The 20,926-nt window shown below is 72.0% G+C and carries 19 protein-coding genes; 12 read left to right on the top strand and 7 right to left on the bottom strand.

Annotated elements, in window-relative coordinates:
* Position 1: 1 nt before the first annotated feature.
* The 3 genes from AB0K65_RS16145 to AB0K65_RS16155 all read right to left on the bottom strand — a co-directional run bounded on the left by AB0K65_RS16145 (position 2) and on the right by AB0K65_RS16155 (position 2,614).
* On the bottom strand, positions 2–1,825 hold the full coding sequence (locus AB0K65_RS16145) for a cellulose synthase catalytic subunit (protein WP_365716819.1): 1,824 nt from the start codon (positions 1,823–1,825) through the stop codon (positions 2–4).
* Between the two features lie 154 nt (positions 1,826–1,979).
* Entirely contained in the window at positions 1,980–2,273 is a 294-nt protein-coding gene (locus AB0K65_RS16150) for an MTH1187 family thiamine-binding protein (protein ID WP_365716821.1), read from the bottom strand.
* Entirely contained in the window at positions 2,270–2,614 is a 345-nt protein-coding gene (locus AB0K65_RS16155) for a DUF3817 domain-containing protein (RefSeq protein ID WP_365716823.1), read from the bottom strand. The genes AB0K65_RS16150 and AB0K65_RS16155 overlap by 4 nt, the downstream gene beginning before the upstream one ends.
* A 107-nt stretch (positions 2,615–2,721) precedes the next feature.
* On the opposite strand from AB0K65_RS16155, the gene AB0K65_RS16160 reads away from it, so the two are divergent.
* From AB0K65_RS16160 to AB0K65_RS16175, 4 genes are all read left to right on the top strand, one after another.
* Complete coding sequence (locus AB0K65_RS16160) at positions 2,722–3,360, top strand: AIM24 family protein (protein ID WP_365716825.1); 639 nt, start codon at positions 2,722–2,724, stop codon at positions 3,358–3,360.
* Positions 3,360–4,010: an AIM24 family protein gene (locus tag AB0K65_RS16165; RefSeq protein ID WP_365716827.1), complete on the top strand. Its 651-nt coding sequence runs from the start codon at positions 3,360–3,362 to the stop codon at positions 4,008–4,010. Before AB0K65_RS16160 ends, AB0K65_RS16165 begins: the two co-directional genes overlap by 1 nt.
* Positions 4,007–4,783: an AIM24 family protein gene (locus AB0K65_RS16170; protein WP_365716829.1), complete on the top strand. Its 777-nt coding sequence runs from the start codon at positions 4,007–4,009 to the stop codon at positions 4,781–4,783. The genes AB0K65_RS16165 and AB0K65_RS16170 overlap by 4 nt, the downstream gene beginning before the upstream one ends.
* 119 nt (positions 4,784–4,902) lie before the next feature.
* Positions 4,903–5,379: a MarR family transcriptional regulator gene (locus tag AB0K65_RS16175; RefSeq protein WP_365716831.1), complete on the top strand. Its 477-nt coding sequence runs from the start codon at positions 4,903–4,905 to the stop codon at positions 5,377–5,379.
* Positions 5,380–5,484: 105 nt separating this feature from the next.
* Here AB0K65_RS16175 and AB0K65_RS16180 read toward each other — a convergent pair whose 3' ends face one another.
* A complete protein-coding gene (locus AB0K65_RS16180) occupies positions 5,485–6,921 on the bottom strand; it encodes a HAMP domain-containing sensor histidine kinase (protein ID WP_365716833.1) in 1,437 nt (478 codons plus the stop codon).
* Positions 6,918–7,691, bottom strand: coding sequence for a response regulator transcription factor (locus tag AB0K65_RS16185; RefSeq protein ID WP_365716835.1), 774 nt, complete (start codon positions 7,689–7,691; stop codon positions 6,918–6,920). The genes AB0K65_RS16180 and AB0K65_RS16185 overlap by 4 nt, the downstream gene beginning before the upstream one ends.
* A gap of 118 nt (positions 7,692–7,809) precedes the next feature.
* Here AB0K65_RS16185 and AB0K65_RS16190 point away from each other — a divergent pair, with 118 nt between their 5' ends.
* The gene (locus tag AB0K65_RS16190; RefSeq protein WP_365716837.1) at positions 7,810–8,520 is read left to right on the top strand and encodes a PepSY domain-containing protein; all 711 of its coding nucleotides are present in this window, start codon (positions 7,810–7,812) and stop codon (positions 8,518–8,520) included.
* Between the two features lie 91 nt (positions 8,521–8,611).
* On the opposite strand, the gene meaB is transcribed toward AB0K65_RS16190, so the two are convergent.
* Together meaB and AB0K65_RS16200 are read right to left on the bottom strand one after the other, a co-directional pair.
* Positions 8,612–9,568, bottom strand: coding sequence for a methylmalonyl Co-A mutase-associated GTPase MeaB (gene meaB, locus AB0K65_RS16195; protein WP_365716839.1), 957 nt, complete (start codon positions 9,566–9,568; stop codon positions 8,612–8,614).
* A gap of 25 nt (positions 9,569–9,593) precedes the next feature.
* Positions 9,594–10,796, bottom strand: coding sequence for an acetyl-CoA C-acetyltransferase (locus tag AB0K65_RS16200; protein ID WP_365716841.1), 1,203 nt, complete (start codon positions 10,794–10,796; stop codon positions 9,594–9,596).
* Between the two features lie 137 nt (positions 10,797–10,933).
* Between AB0K65_RS16200 and mce the strand changes: the two genes are divergently transcribed.
* The 7 genes from mce (at position 10,934) to AB0K65_RS16235 (ending at position 20,910) form a co-directional block, all read left to right on the top strand.
* On the top strand, positions 10,934–11,386 hold the full coding sequence (gene mce / locus AB0K65_RS16205; protein WP_365716843.1) for a methylmalonyl-CoA epimerase: 453 nt from the start codon (positions 10,934–10,936) through the stop codon (positions 11,384–11,386).
* Positions 11,387–11,563: 177 nt separating this feature from the next.
* Entirely contained in the window at positions 11,564–15,835 is a 4,272-nt protein-coding gene (gene scy, locus AB0K65_RS16210; protein WP_365716845.1) for a polarized growth protein Scy, read from the top strand.
* A 114-nt stretch (positions 15,836–15,949) separates the two neighbouring features.
* Complete coding sequence (locus tag AB0K65_RS16215) at positions 15,950–16,888, top strand: cellulose-binding protein (protein ID WP_365716847.1); 939 nt, start codon at positions 15,950–15,952, stop codon at positions 16,886–16,888.
* A 223-nt stretch (positions 16,889–17,111) separates the two neighbouring features.
* Positions 17,112–18,113, top strand: coding sequence for an ABC transporter ATP-binding protein (locus tag AB0K65_RS16220; protein WP_365716849.1), 1,002 nt, complete (start codon positions 17,112–17,114; stop codon positions 18,111–18,113).
* Positions 18,114–18,116: 3 nt separating this feature from the next.
* Positions 18,117–18,896, top strand: a complete 780-nt coding sequence (locus AB0K65_RS16225) for an ABC transporter permease (RefSeq protein ID WP_365716851.1) — start codon at positions 18,117–18,119, stop codon at positions 18,894–18,896.
* Positions 18,897–19,015: 119 nt separating this feature from the next.
* Complete coding sequence (locus AB0K65_RS16230; protein WP_365716853.1) at positions 19,016–20,104, top strand: ATP-binding cassette domain-containing protein; 1,089 nt, start codon at positions 19,016–19,018, stop codon at positions 20,102–20,104.
* Positions 20,101–20,910, top strand: coding sequence for an ABC transporter permease subunit (locus AB0K65_RS16235; protein ID WP_365716855.1), 810 nt, complete (start codon positions 20,101–20,103; stop codon positions 20,908–20,910). Before AB0K65_RS16230 ends, AB0K65_RS16235 begins: the two co-directional genes overlap by 4 nt.
* The last annotated feature ends 16 nt before the right edge of the window (positions 20,911–20,926 follow it).

A 20,926-nucleotide genomic window follows, 5' to 3' on the forward strand; every position in this document is an offset into this window, starting at 1 on the left:
CTCAGCTCCCTCCTGTGCTCGTGGGAGCGGGGGCGGGCGTGGCGGTTCCGGCGGCGGTGGCGGCCGGCGCGGCGACCTTCGCGACCAGGGCGACCTGCTCGGGTTCGGCGGCCGGGTGAACGGCCACGGTCCTCCTGGCCTCGGCGCGGGCGCGCCGGTCCCGCAGGGTCGTCCAGCTCCAGACGGCGACGGGGGCGAGGGAGACGGCGAGGGCGAGGACGGCCCAGGTGCGCATGGCCGCGTGGGTGTGGCCCAAGTGGACCGACGCCGCGAGCGAGGCGACCAGGACGGCCGCCCAGTAGAGATGGATCCGGAAGGTGAGGACCCGGTCGGGGCTGGCCTCGCCGCCCTTGGGGGTGACGACGAAGCGGCCCTGGGTGCGCAGGATCGCCGAGCAGAGCGACATGAGGTAGATCGGGGCGGAGAGCGCGGACATCGCCATCCCGGCGAGGCCGCCGGAGCCCTCGGGCTCGTGCGGCGAGACGTTGTGCCGCCGGTTCCAGAGGTAGAGGCCGATCTGGAGGGCCACGGCGTCGCTGTAGATCATCAGCCAGACGGAGGAGGAGACCTCGGTGCCGGACGCGCCGAGCCAGAGGAACAGGACGCAGCTGAGGATGCCGAGGAACCAGTTGACGGCCGTCATCGGGTAGTAGAAGAGCATCAGCGTGTAGTTGAGGAAGCGGCCCGGCGGCATGCGGAGGGGCGCCCTCCAGTACTGCTTGATCAGCGTCTCGTACGTCCCCCGGGACCAGCGCAGCTGCTGGCTGAAGAAGTCGGTCCAGGAGGCCGGCCCCTCGCCGACGGCGAGGACGTCGGGGGTGTAGACGGAGCACCAGGAGCGGCCGGTGCGCGGGTTCCTGGTGCGGTGGAGCTCGAAGCCGGTGGCCATGTCCTCGGTGATCGAGTCGTAGAGGCCGCCGACCTGCTTGACGGCGGAGATCCGGACGACGTTGTTGGTGCCGACGAACATGGGCGCGCGGTAGCGGTTTCCGGCCCGCTGGATCAGGGCGTGGAAGAGGAACTGCTGGGACTCGGCGGCCTTGGTGACGGCGGAGGTGTAGTTGCCGTAGACCTGGGGGCCGACGACGAAGGCGACGTCGGGGTCGCGGAAGTAGCCGAGCATCCGCTCCAGGAAGTTCGGCAGGGGGACGTGGTCGGTGTCGACGGAGGCGAAGAAGTCGTAGGCGTCGCCGTGCATCGCGAGCCAGGAGTTGTAGTTGCCGTGCTTGGTGCGGGCCTTGTGCGGGCCGGCGCCGCTGTTCCACTCGGGGACGCCGGACCGGGTGAAGTGCCGGACGCCCAGCTCCCGGCAGAGGACCTTCGCCTGTTCGTCGTCGCCCTCGTCGAGGAGCCAGACGTCCAGCGGGCCGCAGTGACGCAGCCGCACCGCCCCCTCCAGGGTGGCGCGGACCATGGGGAGGGGCTCCTTGCCCGGGACGTACGTGGTGAGGAAGGCGACCCGGGTGCCCTTCTCGGGGTACACGGGGACGGGGTCGCGCGCGACCATCGTGGCGTGGGCGATGGAGGCGACGTTCACCAGCATGAAGAAGCAGATCAGCCCGATCGACGCGAGCATGACGGTGTCGAAGGTGACGAGCCATCGGGCGGCGCCCTCACGGACGGTCCAGTGGCTGGGCCAGACGAGGTAGACGAGCAGCAGCGCGGAGAGCAGGGGCGCGAGGCCCATCATGAGGACGGCGCGTATTCGGTGCGGTTCCTTCGCGAGCAGGCTCCGGTACCGCACCGCGTAGGCGGGCGCATCCGGCTCCGTGAGCGGACCGGCGAGTCGGCTGTAGGTGTCGTAGTCGTAGCCTTGCGGCCGCACGGTGCCTCCAGCTGTCGTCGAACGAGTCGATACCCTCACGAAAGGCGACAACCATCTGCATGTCGACCGGAGTAGCCCGGGCGGGTTGTTCCCGGCGGCGTACGGGTGAGCCCCCGGACCGAAAGGGTTCGGGGGCTCGTTCGCGCACGCCGGATCAGCCCGCCAGGTGGCGTTCCACGGTGTCGATCTTGGAGGTCAGGCCGTCGGTGACCCCGGGGCGGATGTCGGCCTTCAGGACCAGGGAGACCCGGGGAGCCCGCGCCTCCACCGCGGCGACGGCACGCTTGACGACGTCCATCACCTCGTCCCACTCCCCCTCCACGGAGGTGAACATGGCGTCGGTGCGGTTCGGCAGGCCGGACTCGCGGACGACCCGGACGGCGTCGGCGACGTACGCGCCGACCTCGTCGCCGACGCCCAGCGGGGTGACGGAGAAGGCGACGATCACGCGTTCACCGTGCCCTCGCGGCGGGCGCGGGAGGCGATGACCGCGTCCTGGGCCTCGCGCTTGAGCCTGCGCTCGGCGAAGAAGCCGCCGAAGGGGAGCACGGAGAGGACGAAGTAGAGCGCCGCCGTCTTGATGTTCCACCGGGTGCGGTTCCAGGCGTCCAGCCAGAAGAGCACGTAGAGGACGAAGAGGAAGCCGTGGATCGCGCCCATCACCGGCACCGCGTTGAAGTCCGTGGTGCGCTTCAGCACCGAGCAGACCAGCAGCAGGAGGAAGGACACGGCCTCCGGCGCGGAGACGAGCCGGAGCCGGTGGAGGGAGGAGGCGGTCTTGATGTCCACGGGTGGGGTCACCTTCGTTCGATCTTGTGAACGGATGCACAAGGGCCCGTCCATTGTGCACGCCGACTTTGCTGTCTCTTTATCCGGGGGCCCAGTACCGTCACTGCGTGGCAACGTTCCGACTCCAAGGCAGCAAAGTGCTCGCCGTCGACATGACCGGCGACTCCGTCAAGGCCAGAAACGGCTCGATGGTCGCCTACGACGGCCAGATGGCGTTCAAGAAGATGTCCGGCGGCGGCGAGGGCCTGCGGGGCATGGTCACCCGCCGCCTCACCGGCGAACAGATGGAGATGATGGAGGTGAAGGGCCAGGGGACCTGCTGGTTCGCGGACCGCGCTTCCGAGATCAGCCTCGTCTCCCTGCACGGCGACAAGCTCTGGGTCGAGGCCAGCAATCTGCTGTGCACGGACACGGGCCTGCGCACCGGCACCACCTTCACCGGGCTGCGCGGCGGAGCGACCGGCAACGGGCTCTTCACGACGACCGTCGAGGGCAGCGGCCAGGCCGCCATCATGTCCGACGGCCCGGCCGTGGTGCTGCGGGTCTCCCCCCAGTACCCGCTCTCCGTCGACCCCGGGGCGTACGTCGCCCACCAGGGGAACCTCCAGCAGAGCTTCCAGTCCGGTGTGACCTTCCGCACGTTCCTCGGCGAAGGCGGCGGCGAGGCGTTCCAGATCCGCTTCGAGGGCGACGGTCTCGTCTACGTCCAGCCCAGCGAGCGGAACACCGTCGGGGGTGACGTCTGATGCCGTTCCGTGAGATCAACTCGAAGATGGTCGAGGCCACGGTCGTGCCGGGGCAGCGCATGTTCAGCCAGCGCGGCGCGATGCTCGCCTACCGCGGCGACGTCACTTTCACGCCGAACACGGTCGGGGGCCAGGGCGGCGTGATGTCGATGATCGGCCGCCGGGTGGCCGGCGAGGCGACGCCCCTGATGACGGTCGAGGGCAGCGGCACGGTGATGTTCGGGCACGGCGGTCACCACATCCAGGTGATCCAGCTGACCGGCGACACGCTGTTCGTCGAGGCCGACCGGCTGCTCGCCTTCGACGGCACGCTGGAGCAGGGCACGATGTTCATGGGCTCCCAGGGCGGCGTCATGGGCATGGTCCGCGGCCAGGTCACCGGCCAGGGGCTCTTCACCACGACCCTGAAGGGCCACGGCGCCGTCGCCGTCATGGCGCACGGCGGCGTGATCCAGCTGCCGATCAGCCCCGGGCGCGCGGTCCACGTGGACCCGCAGGCGTACGTCGCCCATCACGGCGACGTACGGAACAAGCTGTCCACGGCGCTGGGCTGGCGCGACATGGTGGGGCGCGGCTCGGGCGAGGCGTTCCAGCTGGAGCTGAGCGGCAGTGGTGCGGTGTACGTCCAGGCGTCGGAGGAGAAGCTGTGAGCGCCCCCGTGATCCATGACCCGATGACGCTGCCGTCGGATGACAACGTCAACGCCTACACCTTCTGCGTGGAGCTCAAGGGCTCCCAGTGGTTCCTGCAGAAGGGCAAGATGATCGCCTACTACGGGCGGATCGACTTCAACGGCATCGGCCACGGCCGGCTCGACCGCCTGGTGCGGTCGTCCTTCCACTCGCCGCTGCACGCGAGCGACTGGGTGGTGGCGGAGGGCAGCGGCAAGATGCTGCTCGCCGACCGCGCCTTCGACGTCAACTCGTACGACCTGGACGAGGGCAACCTGACGATCCGTTCGGGCAATTTGCTCGCCTACCAGCCGACGCTGGCCCTGAAGCAGTCGATCGTGCCGGGCTTCGTGACGCTGATCGGCACGGGCAAGTTCGTGGCCGCCTCGAACGGCCCGGTGGTCTTCATGGAGCCCCCGCTGCGGGTGGACCCGCAGGCCCTGGTCGGCTGGGCGGACTGCCCGTCGCCGTGCCACCACTACGATCACGGGTACATGACGGGCGTCATGGGCGGGGTGCGGGCGCTGACGGGGCTCGGCGGCACCTCGGGCGAGGAGCACCAGTTCGAGTTCGTGGGGGCGGGCACGGTCCTGCTCCAGTCGACGGAGCTGCTCATGCCCGAGCGCGCGGCGGGCGAGACGCCCCACCAGCCGGGCGTCCCCGGGGCGCATGGTTCCGGCCATGGTTCGGCGGGGTCGGCACCGCGCCTTCCCGGACAGCTGGGGGACCTCCAGCGTCGCTTCGGGCTGTGAGCGGTAGTCTGCGGAGTGTGACGCCCTCGAACGTCTGCGCCCGTATGCCGAGGCCCGGGTGCCCGGCGTCACGTTCCGCAACTTCGTCCAGTATTCAACTTCTTAGGTAGAATCCTTATATGGAGACCGAGACGGCCACCCATTGGCTCACCGACGCCGAGCAGTGCGCCTGGCGCACCTACCTGGACGTCAACAGAATGCTGACGTACCAGCTGGAGAAGGACCTCCAGCCCTTCGGCCTGACCATGAACGACTACGAGATCCTGGTGAACCTGTCGGAGTCGGCCGACCGGCGCCTGCGGATGAGCGACCTCGCGGCGGCGACCCTGCAGTCGAAGAGCCGGCTCTCCCACCAGATCACCCGGATGGAGACCGCCGGACTCGTGCGACGCGAGAACTGCGAGTCGGACCGGCGCGGTCTGTTCGCGGTCCTGACGGACCACGGCATGGACACCATGGGCAAGGTGGCCCCGCACCACGTCGATTCGGTGCGCCGGCACTTCATCGACCAGCTGAGCCCCGAGGCCCTCGCCGATCTGCACGAGTCCCTCAAGCCGGTCGCCGACCAGCTCAGGGGCCGCCGGGGCAAGCCCTGAGGAGCGTCCGGAGAGTACCGGCCCCCGCCCGACGGGCGGGGGCCGCGGCGTCCGGATCGCGCGTGCGGGGCGTCGCGGCCCAGGCGGGACCCGCCGGACACGACGCTAGGCCTCCGGCTGCTCCGGGCTTCCGGCCCGGGGCAGCCGGAGGACGAAGCACGCGCCCCCGGACGCGGCGGCCGTCACGGTGAGGTCGCCGCCGTGGCGGCGGGCGACGTCACGGGCGATGGCGAGACCCAGCCCCGCACCGCCCTCGTCGCGGGCGCGGGCGTCGTCCAGCCGGACGAACCGCTCGAAGACCCGCTCGCGCTCGGCCTCGGGGACGCCCGTGCCGTCGTCCGCGACCTCCAGGTAGATCCACGGGCCGTGCGCCCGGACGGTGGCCGTGACCCGCTCCCGCGCGTGACGCCGGGCGTTGTCCAGGAGGTTGGCCACGACCCGGGACAGCTGGGCCCGGGAGCCCTCCGCCGCGTCGCCCTCCTCGGCTTCCACGCGGACGTCGGTCCCGTCTCCGGCACGGTCCGCGACCTCCACGCGCACCAACTCCGCCAGGTCCACCCGCGTGTGGGCCGGCCGCTCCCCCGCGTCCAGCCGTGCGAGCAGCAGCAGGTCGGCGGCGAGCCGCTGGAGCCGTACGGTGTCCTCGACGGCGCCCGGGACGTCGAGGAGCGCCGGATGCGCGACGCCCACCTCCAGCTGCGTCCGCAGGCTGGCGAGGGGGCTGCGCAGTTCGTGCGAGGCGTCCGCGACGAAGCGCCGCTGCCGCTCCACCGAGGTCTCCAGCGCGGCCAGCGTCTCGTTCGTGGTCCGGGCGAGCCGGGCGACCTCGTCGTGCGTGCCCGGCTCCGGCACCCGCCGGGAGAGGTCCTGCGACGCGGTGATCTCGGCCATCTCGCGACGGATGGACTCCACCGGCCGCAGCGCCCGCCGCGTCACGAGCCAGGTCACGGCGCCGACCACGGCGAGCAGTACGGGCAGGCCGGCCAGCATGACGACGGACGCGGTGCGCACCGCGTCCCGCTGCGCCGCCAGCGGCGCGCCGGCGTGCACGAGGACCGTTCCGCCCCGGGGGTCCGTCACCTCCACCTCGGCGAACCGGTATTCCGCGCTCTCGCCGTCCACCGTGGCCCGCCCCTGGCCGTGCCCGGTGACGACGCCCGCACCCCCGGCGTCGGGATCGTCGTCCTCCTCGTCGTCCCGCGCGGCTTCGGCGCCGGTCTCCGGCCGGACGTCGGAGGTGCCGGTACCGCTGATGGCCGTCAGTCCCTCGCTCACCGCGAGCGCCCGGCCCCGCGCGTCGACGACCTGGACCGGGTGGTCGTCCCCGTCCGGGAGGTCGAGGGCGGGGTAGGGCGTGCCCGCGGCGATCCGGGCGGCGATCTCCCGGCCGGCGGCGTCGGCCTCCGCGTCCGCCCGGCCGGTGAGGTTGCCGCGCAGCGACAGCAGCACGGCGATGCCCGCGGCGATCAGGGCCAGTGCCACCACCAGCGTCGCGCCGAGCGTGGTCCTCGCCCGCACGGAGGCGAAGGGCCTGCGGCTCACGGGGTCTCCAGCCGGTATCCGGCGCCGCGCACCGTCCCGATCAGCGCGGCGCCCAGCTTGCGGCGCAGCGTGCTGATGTACACCTCCACGATGTTCGGGTCGCCGTCGTAGGCGAAGTCCCAGACGTGCTCCAGGATCTCCGCCTTGGAGACGACCGCGCCGGGGCGCACGGCGAGCTGTTCGAGGACGGCGAACTCCTTGGCGGTGAGCGGGACCTCCTCCTGGCCGCGGTGTACGCGGCGGGCCGCGGTGTCGACCCGCAGCGCACCGATCTCCAGCACGGGCGGCGTGCCGCCGCCGGAGTGCCGGCGCCGCAGCAGCGCCTTGACCCGGGCCACCAGGACGACGTACGAGAACGGCTTGGTGAGGTAGTCGTCCGCCCCCGTGTCCAGGCCCTCCGCCTCGTCGTACTCGCCGTCCTTGGCGGTCAGCATCAGGATCGGCACGTCGTCGCCCGCGGCGCGCAGGGCGGCGCAGACCCGGTAGCCGTTCATGCCGGGCAGCATGATGTCGAGCACGATCAGGTCGTACGCCGTGCCGCTCGCCCGGTGCAGTCCCTCCAGGCCGTCGTGGACGACGTCGACGGCGTAGCCCTCCGCCGTCAGGCCCTTGGCCAGGGACAGGGCGAGGCGCTGCTCGTCCTCCACGATCAGCAGCCGGGAGGGGTGACGCGGAGCGTCCCGGTCAGGGTGGTGGTGGGCGACGGGACGACGGGAGGGGTGACGCGGAGCGTCCCGGTCAGGGTGGTGGTGGGCGACGGGAGGGAGCATGGGGACCAGGTTCCCGCACCGCACCTGAAGACGCCTTCAGGTCTTCAGCGTGGCTTCAGGTCGGGTTCCGCAGAGTGGTCCGTGTCGGAACGAACGAGCGAACCGGTCGGAGGACCTCATGAAGCGCAACATCGTCATCGCCACCGTCGCGGCGGCCGCGGTCGTCTGCGGCGGGACCGCGGTCGCGTTCGCGGACGGCGCGGGCACCGGCGGCAGTGCGGGTGGCCGGTGCGGCACGGCGGAGGCGTCGGACGCGAAGGTGACCGCCGTCGAGGCGATCGACGCGGCCCTCTCGGCGCAGCCCGGCACGACCGTCTCCGCCGACCTCGACCTGGACGACGAGGGCGAGGGTGAGGGATCGGAGGACCGGGGCTGGGAGGTCGGCATCCTCGGCAAGGGCACGACCTCGTACACGGTTCAGGTGGACGCCACGACGGGCAAGGTCCTCGGCAAGGAGACGGAGAAGGACGACGACGAGGACGCCCGGCGGGCGCTGCGGGGCGCCTCCGTCGACGCGCGGCAGGCCGCCGAGGCCGCCACCGCGAAGGGCTTCGTCACCTCGGTCGACCTGGGCGACGACGGCCGCTCGCCGGGCTGGGACGTGGAGACGGCTTCCGGCGCCTGGCGGGTCGATCCCACGACGGGGAAGCTCACGGCGGACCGCGGCGAGGGGGCGGACACGAAGGAGGACGCCGCCGACGCGCGGGACGACGGGCAGGACGACGGGCAGGACGACGCGCGGGACGACGGCGCCGGGACCCGGCAGGGCGCCCAGGACGACGGCCGGGACACCCCGGACGACTCCCACGTCACCCGGGACGACGCCTGATCACCGGCATGGCAAGGGCCCGGTACGCGTGCGCGTACCGGGCCCTTGCCGACTTCGAGACCGACCGGCGGACTCGTCGGCCGCCCGCCCGTCAGTTGCCCGTCAGGCTCGCGATCAGTTCGTCCGACGCGGCGTACGGGTCCAGCTCCCCGGCGACGATGCGGTCCGCCAGCGCGTCCAGGCGGCGGTCGCCGTGCAGGTCGCCGATGCGCTCGCGCAGGGCCGTGACCGCGATCGTCTCGACCTCGCGCGCCGAGCGCGAGCGGCGCCGTTCCGCCAGGACCCCGTGCTCCTCCATCCAGGCGCGGTGCTTCTCCAGGGCCTCCACGACCTCGTCGATGCCCTCGCCCCGCGCCGCGACCGTCTTGACGATCGGCGGCCGCCAGTCACCCGGCCCCCGCGCCTCGCCGAGGCCGAGCATGTGGTTCAGCTCGCGCGCCGTGGCGTCGGCGCCGTCCCGGTCCGCCTTGTTGACCACGTACACGTCGCCGATCTCCAGGATGCCCGCCTTCGCGGCCTGGATCCCGTCGCCCATGCCGGGCGCGAGCAGCACGACCGAGGTGTCGGCCTGGGAGGCGATCTCCACCTCCGACTGACCGACCCCGACCGTCTCGACGAGGACGACGTCGCAGCCCGCCGCGTCCAGGACGCGGATGGCCTGCGGGGCCGCCCACGCGAGACCGCCCAGGTGTCCCCGCGTCGCCATCGAGCGGATGTACACGCCCGGGTCGGAGGCGTGCTCGGACATCCGGACCCGGTCGCCGAGCAGCGCTCCCCCGCTGAACGGGGAGGACGGGTCGACCGCCAGGACGCCGACCCGCTTCCCGGCCCGCCGGTAGGCGGCGACCAGGGCGGACGTCGACGTCGACTTGCCCACGCCGGGCGAGCCGGTCAGGCCCACGACGTAGGCGCCGCCGGTCAGCGGCGCGAGCGCCGCCATCACCTCGCGCAGCTGCGGGGACGCCCCCTCCACCAGCGAGATCAGCCGGGCCACGGCGCGCGGCCGGCCCTCCCGTGCCTGGGCCACCAGTTCGGGGACGTCCACCATGTTCAACCGCTCCTTGCTTCCGGTGCTACTTGCCGGGTACGCGAACGATCAGAGCGTCACCCTGACCGCCGCCGCCGCACAGCGCCGCCGCGCCGACGCCGCCGCCGCGCCGCTTGAGTTCCAGCGCCAGGTGCAGCACCACGCGGGCGCCGGACATGCCGATGGGGTGGCCGAGCGCGATCGCGCCGCCGTTGACGTTCACCTTTTCCGGGGTAACGCCCAGGTCCTTCATTGACTGGACGGCGACCGCCGCGAAGGCCTCGTTGATCTCGATGAGGTCGAGGTCCTCGACGCCCAGGCCCTCCTTCTTCAGGGCGTGGGCGATGGCGTTGGACGGCTGCGACTGGAGCGAGTTGTCCGGGCCGGCGACGTTGCCGTGGGCGCCGATCTCGGCGATCCACTCCAGGCCGAGCTCCTCCGCCTTGGCCTTGCTCATCACGACCACGGCGGCGGCGCCGTCCGAGATCTGCGAGGAGGTGCCGGCGGTGATGGTGCCGTCCTTGGCGAAGGCCGGACGGAGCTTGCCGAGGGACTCGGCGGTCGTCTCGCCGCGGATGCCCTCGTCCTGGGAGAAGACGACCGGCTCGCCCTTGCGCTGCGGGATCTCGACCGGGGTGATCTCGGCCTCGAAGATGCCGTTCTTCTGCGCGGCGGCGGCCCGCTGGTGCGAGAGCGCGGCGATCTCGTCCTGCTCGGGGCGGGCGATGCCGAGACGCGTGTTGTGCTTCTCGGTGGACTCGCCCATCGCGATGTTCTCGAAGGCGTCGGTGAGGCCGTCGTACGCCATCGCGTCGAGCATCTCGATCGCGCCGTACTTGTAGCCCTCACGGGACTTCGGCAGCAGGTGCGGGGCGTTGGTCATCGACTCCTGGCCGCCGGCGACGACGATGTCGAACTCGCCCGCGCGGATCAGCTGGTCGGCGAGCGCGATGGCGTCGAGCCCGGAGAGACACACCTTGTTGATGGTGAGGGCCGGGACGTTCATCGGGATGCCGGCCTTGACGGCGGCCTGGCGCGCGGGGATCTGGCCGGCACCCGCCTGGAGCACCTGCCCCATGATCACGTACTGCACCTGGTCGCCGCCGATGCCGGCGCGGTCGAGCGCGGCCTTGATGGCGAAGCCGCCGAGGTCCGCGCCCGAGAAGGACTTGAGGGAGCCGAGCAGCCGTCCCATGGGCGTGCGGGCGCCCGCGACGATCACTGAGGTGGTACCGGTCGTTCCAGACATGAGGCACAGCCCCTTGAGATGAGGAGTGAACGAGGGTTTACCGCCAATGTACTGAGCGGTGCCACGTGGGGTCACCGGCCGGCCGGTGTGACGGCGCGCACGTTGCGTAACCACTGCGCGGGGGATGCACTGGGACCATGCTGACGCGAATCGACCACATCGGGATCGCCTGTTTCGACCTCGACAAGACCGTCGAGTTCTACCGTGCGACCTACGGTTTCGAGGTGTTCCACTCCGAGGTGAACGAGGAGCAGGGCGTCCGCGAGGCCATGCTCAAGATCAACGACACCTCCGACGGCGGAGCCTCCTACCTCCAGCTCCTGGAGCCCACCCGCGAGGACTCCGCGGTGGGCAAGTGGCTGGCGAAGAACGGCGAGGGTGTCCACCACATCGCCTTCGGCACCGCGGACGTCGACGGCGACGCCGCCGACATCCGCGGCAAGGGTGTGCGGGTCCTCTACGACGAGCCGCGGATCGGCTCCATGGGCTCCCGGATCACCTTCCTGCACCCCAAGGACTGTCACGGCGTACTGACCGAACTGGTCACGTCCGCCGAGCCGTCGGGTGACCACTCCTCGGCGGAGCACTGACCTCCGGATTCCTGGCCCGGTAGAGTGGGCGGCTCCGGGCCGGGGCCGGTCGGTGCCGCACGCCATGCGGCGTCGTAGTCGGGGTATCCGATCTGTCACCATTCCCCGGGGGGCCCGTTCGCCGGGGAACGGATCTCATTGGAGTGTTTGCGACCAGGGGACGGATGGGACCGCGCAGTGCGGGGCTACGAACGCCAGGAGAGCCACCGAGCTGAAGACGACCATCTTTCGCGGTTCGAAGCCGAGATGGACCGGCTGAAGACCGAGCGGGAGAAGGCCGTCCAGCACGCCGAGGACCTCGGTTACCAGGTCGAGGTCTTGCGCGCCAAGCTCCACGAGGCGCGCCGCACCATCGCATCCCGCCCGGCCTACGACAGCGCGGACATCGGCTACCAGGCCGAGCAGCTGCTGCGCAACGCGCAGATCCAGGCCGACCAGCTGCGCCAGGACGCCGAGCGCGAGCTGCGAGAGGCCCGTGCCCAGACCCAGCGCATCCTCCAGGAGCACGCCGAGCACCAGGCACGGCTCCAGGCCGAGCTGCACACGGAGGCCGTCCAGCGCCGTCAGCGCCTGGACCAGGAGCTGGCCGAGCGCCGTCAGACCGTCGAGGCGCACGTCAACGAGAACGTCGCCTGGGCCGAGCAGCTGCGCGCCCGTACGGAGTCCCAGGCACGGCGCCTGATGGAGGAGTCCCGCGCCGAGGCCGAGCAGGCGCTCGCCGCCGCGCGCGCCGAGGCCACCCGGCTCGCCGAGGACACCCGCCAGCGCGTCGGTGCGGAGGCCGAGGCCGCCCGTGCCGAGGCCGAAGCGATTCTGCTGCGCGCCCGCAAGGACGCCGAGCGGCTCCTCAACGCCGCGTCCACCCAGGCCCAGGAGGCCACCAGCCACGCCGAGCGGCTCCGCTCGAGCGCCAGCACCGAGACCGACCAGGCCCGCCGGCAGGCCACCGAGCTGTCCCGCGCCGCCGAGCAGCGCCTCCAGGAGGCCGAGGACCGCCTCCGCGAGGCCCGCGCGGAGGCCGAGAAGGCGCTCACCGAGGCCAAGGAGGCGGCCGCCAAGCAGCTGTCGTCCGCCGAGTCGGTCAACGAACAGCGCACGCGTACGGCCAAGGCGGAGATCGCCCGGCTCGTCGGCGAGGCCACCAAGGAGGCCGAGTCCCTCAAGGCGGAGGCCGAGGAGAAGCTCCGCGAGGCGAGCGCGGAGGCCGAGAAGCTGGTCTCGGAGGCGTCCGAGAAGGCGCGTACGGTCGCCGCCGAGGACTCCGCGGCCGCCCTCGCCAAGGCCGCGAGGACCGCGGAAGAGGTCCTCACCAAAGCGTCCGAGGACGCCCAGGCGACCACCCGCAAGGCATCGGAGGAGGCCGAGCGGATCCGGCGCGAGGCCGAGGCCGAGGCCGACCGGCTGCGCAACCAGGCCGAGGAGCAGGCCGGGGAGCTGCTCGGTTCGGCGAAGGACGACACCAAGGAGTACCGCGCCAAGACGGTCGAGCTGCAGGAGGAGGCGCGCCGGCTGCGCGGCGAGGCCGAGCAGCTGCGCGCCGAGGCGATCGCCGAGGGCGAGAGGATCCGCGGCGAGGCGCGGCGCGAGGCCGTCCAGCAGATCGAGGAGGCGGCCAGGACCGCCGAGGAGCTGCTGACCAAGGCGCGTACCGACGCCGACGAGCTGCGGGCGAGCGCGGGCGCCGAGAGCGAGCGGGTCCGCTCCGAGGCGATGGAGCGCGCGCAGACGCTGCGGACCCAGGCCGAGGAGACGCTGGAGCGCACCCGCGCCGAGGCCGAGCGGATGCGCTCCGAGGCCGAGGAGCAGGCGGAGTCCGTCAAGGAGGCGGCCGAGAGGACCGCGACCGAGCTGCGCGAGGAGGCCGAACGGGCCGCCGCGGCCCGGCACGCCGAGGCGGCCGAGGAGCTGACCCGGCTGCACACCGAGGCGGAGTCGCGGGTCGAGAACGCCGGCCGCGAGCTGTCCGACGCCCGCGCCGAGAGCGAGCGGATCCGCCGCGAGGCCGCCGAGGAGACCGAGCGGCTGCGCACCGAGGCCGCCGAGCGGATCCGTACGCTCCAGGCTCAGGCCGAGCAGGAGGCGGAGCGGCTGCGCACGGAGGCCGCGGCGGACGCGTCCACCGCGCGCGCCGAGGGCGAGAGCGTCGCCGTCCGGCTGCGGACGGAGGCGTCGGCGGAGGCCGAACGGCTGAAGTCCGAGGCGCAGGAGACCGCCGACCGTGTCCGGGCCGAGGCCGCCGCCGCGGCCGAGCGGGTCGCCGCCGAGGCGGCGGAGGCACTGGCCGCCGCGCAGGAGGAGGCCAACCGGCGCCGCCGGGAGGCCGAGGAGACGCTGGAGTCGGCCCGTTCCGAGGCCGGCCGGGAGCGCGAGCACGCCCGCGAGCAGTCCGAGGAGCTGCTCGCCTCCGCCCGCAAGCGGGTGGAGGAGGCGCAGGCCGAGGCCCAGCGTCTGGTCGAGGAGGCGGACCGCCGGGCCACCGAGATGGTGTCCGCCGCCGAGCAGACGGCCAAGGAGGTCCGGGACTCCGTCGCCGGTCTGCAGGAGCAGGCCGAGGAGGAGATCGCCGGTCTGCGCAGCGCCGCCGAGCACGCGGCGGAGCGCACCAGGTCCGAGGCGCAGGAGGAGGCGGACCGGGTCCGCGCCGACGCGTACGAGGAGCGGGAGCGGGCCACCGAGGACGCGAACCGCATCCGGACGCGCGCCCAGGAGGATTCCGAGGCCGCCAAGGCGCTGGCCGAGCGGACGGTCACGGACGCGATCGCCGAGGCGGACAAGCTCCGCACGGACACCGCGGAGTACGCCCAGCGGGTCCGCACCGAGGCGACGGACTCGCTGGCCTCGGCCGAGCAGGACGCGGCCCGCACCCGTGCGGACGCCCGCGAGGACGCCAACCGCATCCGCTCCGAGGCCGCGGCCCAGGCGGACACGCTGGTCGGCGAGGCGTCGGCCGAGGCCGAGCGGCTCACCGCCGAGGCGGAGCGGCTGCGCAACCAGGCCGAGCAGGTCAGGGCGGACGGTGAGACGGAGGCCGAGGCGCTGCGGGCGGCGGCCCGCGCCGACGGCGAGCGGGTGCTGGACGAAGCCCGCGAGGCGGCCGACAAGCGCCGCGCCGACGCCGCCGAGCAGGCCGACCAGCTCGTGGGCGAGGCCACGGCGGAGGCCGAGCGGATCACCGCCGAGGCGGCGGAGCTGTGGGACACCACCGAGCGGGACGCGCTGCGGCTGCGGAGCGAGGCGGAGCAGGTCAAGAAGGACGGCGAGGCGCACGCGGAGGCGCTGCGGGCTGCCGCGCTGGCCGACAGCGACCAGGTGCTGGACGAGGCCCGCAAGGCCGCCGACAAGCGGCGTTCGGACGCCGCCGAGCAGGCCGACCAGCTCATCGGCGAGGCGACCCGGGAGGCCGAGCGGATCACGGCCGAGGCCATGGAGCTCGCGGAGTCTCTGGCGGCCGACGCGTCACAGCAGGCCGAGGTGACGGTGGCCCGGGCGTCCGACGAGGCGGAGCGGCTGCGGGCCGAGGCCGCCGAGACGGTGGGGGCGGCCCAGCAGGCAGCCGAGCGGATCCGGGCGGAGGCCGAAAGGGTCCGCGAGGACGCCGAGTCGGCGGCGGAGCAGATGCGCTCGGAGGCGCGTTCGGAGGCGGACCGTACGCTCGACGAGGCGCGCGAGGCCGGTGCCAAGCGGCGTTCGGACGCCGCCGAGCAGGCGGACCAGCTCATGGCGAAGGCGCAGGAGGAGGCGCTGCGCGCCACCACCGAGGCGGAGTCGCAGGCGGACACGATGGTCGGCGCGGCCCGCAAGGAGGCCGAGCGGATCGTCGCCGAGGCGACCGTCGAGGGCAACTCGCTGGTGGAGAAGGCGCGCACCGACGCGGACGAGCTCCTGGTGGGCGCGCGCGGCGACGCGACGGCCATAAGGGAGCGGGCCGAGGAGCTGCGGGCCCGGATCGAGGGCGAGATCGAGGAGCTCCACGAGCGGGCGCGGCGCGAGACGGCCGAGCAGATGAAGACGGCCGGCGAGCGTGTGGACAAGCTGGTGAAGGCGGCGACCGAGCAGCAGGCCGAGGCCGAGGCGAAGGCGAAGGAGCTGATCGCGGAGGCGAGTTCCGAGGCGAGCAAGGTCCGGATCGCCGCCGTGAAGAAGGCCGAGGCGCTCCTGAAGGAAGCGGAGCAGAAGAAGTCGTCGCTCGTCGGCGAGGCCGAGAGGATCAAGGCGGAGGCCGAGAGCGAGGCCGAGAAGATGATCTCCGAGGGTCAGCGCGAGCTGGACGTGCTGGTGCGCCGTCGCGAGGACATCAATGCCGAGATCTCCCGTGTCCAGGACGTCCTCGAAGCGTTGGAGTCTTTCGAGACACCGACCGCCGGGGCCAAATCCGCCGGGGGGATGGCCGCCAAGGCGGGTGCGTCGGCGGGGGTTACACGTTCGAGTGGCAAGCCTTCCGAGGGGTAGCCACTCAAAAGGCTGGACATTCTCCAGATCAAACGGGCATCCGCTCGATGACACGCCGCTTCGGCCCCTAGGATTCCCCCTAACACCTCACCGGTCTCATTCGACAGGAACCCCATGAGCGACACTTCCTCCCCCTTCGGCTTCGAGCTCGTGCGGCGTGGTTACGACCGCGGTCAGGTGGACGACCGCATTACCAAGCTCGTCGCCGACCGTGACAGTGCTCTGGCCCGAATCACCTCTCTGGAAAAGCGCATCGAGGAACTCCACCTCGAGACGCAGAACGCCCAGGCCCAGGTCACCGACGCCGAGCCGTCGTACGCCGGTCTGGGCGCCCGCGTCGAGAAGATCCTCCGCCTCGCCGAGGAGGAGGCCAAGGACCTGCGCGAGGAGGCCCGTCGCGCCGCCGAGCAGCACCGCGAGCTGGCCGAGTCGGCCGCCCAGCAGGTGCGCAACGACGCCGAGTCGTTCGCGGCGGAGCGCAAGGCGAAGGCCGAGGACGAGGGCGTCCGGATCGTCGAGAAGGCGCAGGGCGAGGCCAACTCGCTGCGTGGCGAGGCGCAGAAGGACGCGCAGTCCAAGCGCGAGGAGGCGGACGCCCTCTTCGAGGAGACCCGTGCCAAGGCCGCCCAGGCCGCCGCGGACTTCGAGACGAACCTGGCCAAGCGCCGGGAGCAGTCGGAGCGCGACCTGGCCTCGCGCCAGGCCAAGGCCGAGAAGCGCCTCGCCGAGATCGAGCACCGCGCCGAGCAGCTGCGCCTGGAGGCGGAGAAGCTGCGGACGGACGCGGAGCGCCGTGCCCGCCAGACGGTGGAGACCGCGCAGCGCCAGGCCGAGGACATCGTGGCCGACGCGAACGCCAAGGCCGACCGGATCCGCTCGGAATCGGAGCGCGAGCTCGCCGCTCTGACGAACCGCCGCGACTCCATCAACGCCCAGCTGACCAACGTCCGCGAGATGCTGGCCACGCTGACCGGTGCCGCCGTGGCGGCGGCCGGCTCCCCGATCGACGACGAGCCGGCCCCCCGCGGCGTCCCGGCCCAGCAGTCGCGCTGAGCCCCAGGGCCCTGGGCCCCTGGGCCTGCGGCGAGCGAGCCGAAGGGGCGCGCGGCCGTCGAGAGGGAGAACGCGCACAGGTCCCGAGGAACGAGGGGCCGAGCACGTCGACCGCCGATGGCCGCCCCACGCGCCCCGGAGGCGAGCCGAGCCCGTGAACAGAGGGGAAAACCCTCCGCCATTCCAGTGGCGGAGGGTTTTTCGCGCCCTTAGGTTGGTACGCATGATCGAGCTCGAGGGCCTCACGAAGCGATACGGCGCGAAGACGGCGGTCGACCACCTCTCCTTCCAGGTCCGGCCGGGCATGGTGACCGGCTTCCTCGGACCCAACGGCGCCGGCAAGTCGACGACGATGCGCATGATGCTCGACCTGGACAACCCGACCAGCGGGACGGTCCGGATCGACGGCAGGCACTACCGCGAACTCCAGGAGCCGCTCAAGTACATCGGGGCGCTCCTCGACGCCAAGGCGATGCACGGCGGCCGGTCCGCGTACAACAACCTCCTCTGCCTCGCGCAGGCGAACCGCATTCCGGAGAACCGGGTGGGCGAGGTCCTCGACCTGGTCGGCCTGACGCAGGTCGCGAAGAAGAAGTCGAAGGGCTTCTCCCTCGGCATGGGGCAGCGGCTGGGAATCGCCTCGGCCCTTCTCGGCAACCCCGAGATCCTGATGTTCGACGAACCCGTCAATGGTCTGGACCCCGAGGGAATTCACTGGATCCGCAATCTCATGAAGGCGCTCGCCGCCGAAGGCCGGACGATCTTCGTTTCCAGCCATCTGATGAGTGAAATGGCCCTGACGGCCGATCACCTGATCGTGATCGGTCAGGGGAAGTTGCTGGCGGACACGTCGATGGCGGATTTCATCCAGCAGAATTCGCGGAGTTACGTACGACTCCGCTCGCCGCAGCGCGAGGGGCTGCGGGACGTCCTGCACGCCAACGGCTTCACCGCCGTCGAAGCGGATGACGGCGCGCTGGAGGTGGACGGCGCCACGACCGAGAAGCTGGGTGAACTGGCCGCCGCGAGCGGGCTGGTGCTGCACGAACTGAGCGCGCAGCGGGCTTCCCTGGAGGAGGCGTTCATGCAGATGACGGCCGGTGCGGTGGAGTACCACGCGCACGGCACGGACGTGCGGGGCGTGGACGCGCCCGGCGCGGACGGTCCCCGCTGGGGCGAGACGACCACCGGCCCCCGCTGGGGCGACACCACCAAGGGAGCCTGAACGATGGCAGCCGTATCCGCGGTCCTGCAGTCCGAGTGGACGAAGATCCGGACGGTCTCCTCGACCGTCTGGACGCTGGCGAGCGCGCTCCTGGTGACGGTGGCGATGGGCGCGGCGCTGTGCGCGCTGCTCAAGTCGACGTTCGACGACCTGTCCGCCGCCGAGCAGGCGACCTTCGACCCGACGTTCATCAGCTTCTCGGGGATGGTGCTCGGCCAGCTGGCGATGGTGGTCTTCGGCGTCCTGGTGGTGGGCACCGAGTACAGCTCCGGGATGATCCGCACCTCGCTGGCCGCCGTCCCGCAGCGTGCCTCGTTCCTCTTCTCCAAGATCGCGGTGGCCGGGGCGCTCGCCCTGGTCGTCGGGCTGGCGACCAGCTTCCTGTCGTTCTTCCTGGGACAGGCGCTCCTCGGCGAGCACCGCACCTCGCTGGGCGCGGACAACGTCCTGCGGGCGGTGATCGGCGGCGGGCTCTACATGGGCCTGATCGCGATCTTCTCGATGGGGGTGGCGACGATGCTGCGTTCGTCGATGCTCTCGCTCGGCATCCTGGTGCCGTTCTTCTTCCTGATCTCGCAGATCCTGTCGGCGGTCCCCAAGGCGAAGGAGGTCGCCCTGTACTTCCCCGACCAGGCCGGTTCCAAGATCATGCAGGTCCTGCCGGACGCGATGAACACGGAGAAGGCCCCGTACGGCCCCTGGGGCGGGCTCGGCATCATGCTGCTGTGGGTGGCGGCCTCGCTGATCGGCGGCTATCTGGTCCTGAAGCGGCGGGACGCGTAGCTGATGTCTCATGCTTCGCCGGAACCGTCAATGGCTCGATAAGCTCCTAGCTCATACGGGGGGCTCGGGCCGACGGCCACGGCCCCGACGACGACCTGACCTGTCGATGGGGCTGGAGAATGATCGAGGCAGTCGGCCTGACGAAGCGCTACGGCGCCAAGACGGCCGTGTACAACCTTTCCTTCCAGGTGCGGCCCGGGACAGTGACGGGGTTCCTGGGGCCCAACGGCTCCGGCAAGTCGACCACCATGCGGATGATCCTCGGCCTGGACCGGCCGACGTCCGGGCACGTCACGATCGGCGGGCACCCCTTCCGGCAGCTTCCCAACGCACCCCGGCAGGTCGGCGCGCTGCTCGACGCCAAGGCCGTGCACGGCGGCCGCAGCGCCCGCAGCCATCTGCTGTCGCTCGCCCAGCTCGCCGGGATCCCGGCGCAGCGGGTGGACGAGGTGCTGGGGGTCGTCGGCCTCCAGGACGTCGCCAAGCGCCGCTCCAGCGGCTTCTCGCTGGGCATGGGTCAGCGGCTCGGGATCGCGGCGGCGCTCCTCGGCGACCCGCAGGTCCTCCTGTTCGACGAGCCGGTCAACGGTCTCGACCCCGAAGGCATCCTCTGGGTCCGCAACCTGATGAAGAAGCTGGCCGCCGAGGGCCGCACGGTCTTCGTCTCCAGCCACCTCATGAGCGAGATGGCGCTGACCGCCGACCACCTGATCGTGATCGGCCGGGGCCAGCTGCTCGCGGACATGAGCGTGAAGGACTTCATCTCGGCGAACTCCGCGGACTTCGCCCGCGTGCGGACCCCGCAGGGCGAGCCGGAGCCCCGGGAGAAGCTGACCGCCGCGCTGATCGAGGCCGGCGGCCGGGTGATGTCCGAGCCGGACGGGGCGCTGCGGGTGACCGGCCTTCCCCTGCCGCGCATCAGCGACCTGGCGCACGAGGCGGACGTACGGCTCTGGGAGCTGTCGCCGCACCAGGCGTCGCTGGAGGAGGCGTACATGCGGATGACGCAGAGCGCGGTCGACTACCGCTCCACCGAGGACCAGCTGGCTCACCTCCAGCAGCCGCAGCCGGCCCACCTCCAGCAGCAGCCCGCCCCGTACGTGGCGCCCGAGGTGCCGCAGCAGGGCTGGTACGCCCCGCCGCCGCCCGGACAGAACCCGTACGCGACGCAGAGCGAGCCCGACCCGAACGCCGAGGACGCCCGATGACCACCCCCTACTCGTACGTCTCCCCCATTCCGGTCCGCAGGGCCCACCTCGGTGACGCTCTCGCCTCGGAGTGGACCAAGATCCGCTCGGTGCGCTCCACGATGTGGACGCTCGGGGTCATGGTGCTGCTGATGCTCGGCATCGGTCTGGGCGTGGCCGCGGTGGTGTCGGCGTCGAGCGTCTCCCCGCAGGACGAGTCGGCGCTCGGCTTCGGCTTCTTCGGTGTGCTCCTCGGCTCGATCTGCGTGATCACGCTCGGCGTGCTGACGATCGCCTCCGAGTACGGCACCGGCATGATCCGCACCACCATGACCGCGTGCCCGAGCCGGGGCCGGATCCTGACGGCGAAGGCGATCGTCTTCTTCCTGCTCGTCTTCACCGTCACGACGGTGACCGCGACCGTCGTCGCGATGGCGCAGGTGGCGATGATCGACGCGGTCGAGCCCAGCGGCTCGGAGTGGCTGCGGGCCACGGTCGGCGCCGGGCTGTTCATCGCCCTGGTGGGGCTGCTGGCGCTCGCCGTCGGCACGATGGTCCGCCACTCCGCGGGTGCGATCACGGTCATGATCGGTGTGCTGCTGCTGCCGCTGGTCGCGGCGATGTTCATGTTCTCGGAGTCGCTGGCGAAGCTGCAGGAGTGGCTGCTGGCGTACGCGATCCCGAGCCAGCTGATCGCGCTGTACGCGGGCCGGTCGGCGGTCGCCGACTCCGGCCCGGCGGGCTGGGAGCCGGTGTGGATCCTGCTGGGCGTCACGGCGCTGGCGATGGGCGGCGCCTACGCCCTGCTGAACAGCCGGGACGTCTGACCGCCGGCGCGACTTC

The sequence above is a fragment of the Streptomyces sp. NPDC053755 genome, from assembly GCF_040677675.1.
GTDB lineage: Bacteria > Actinomycetota > Actinomycetes > Streptomycetales > Streptomycetaceae > Streptomyces.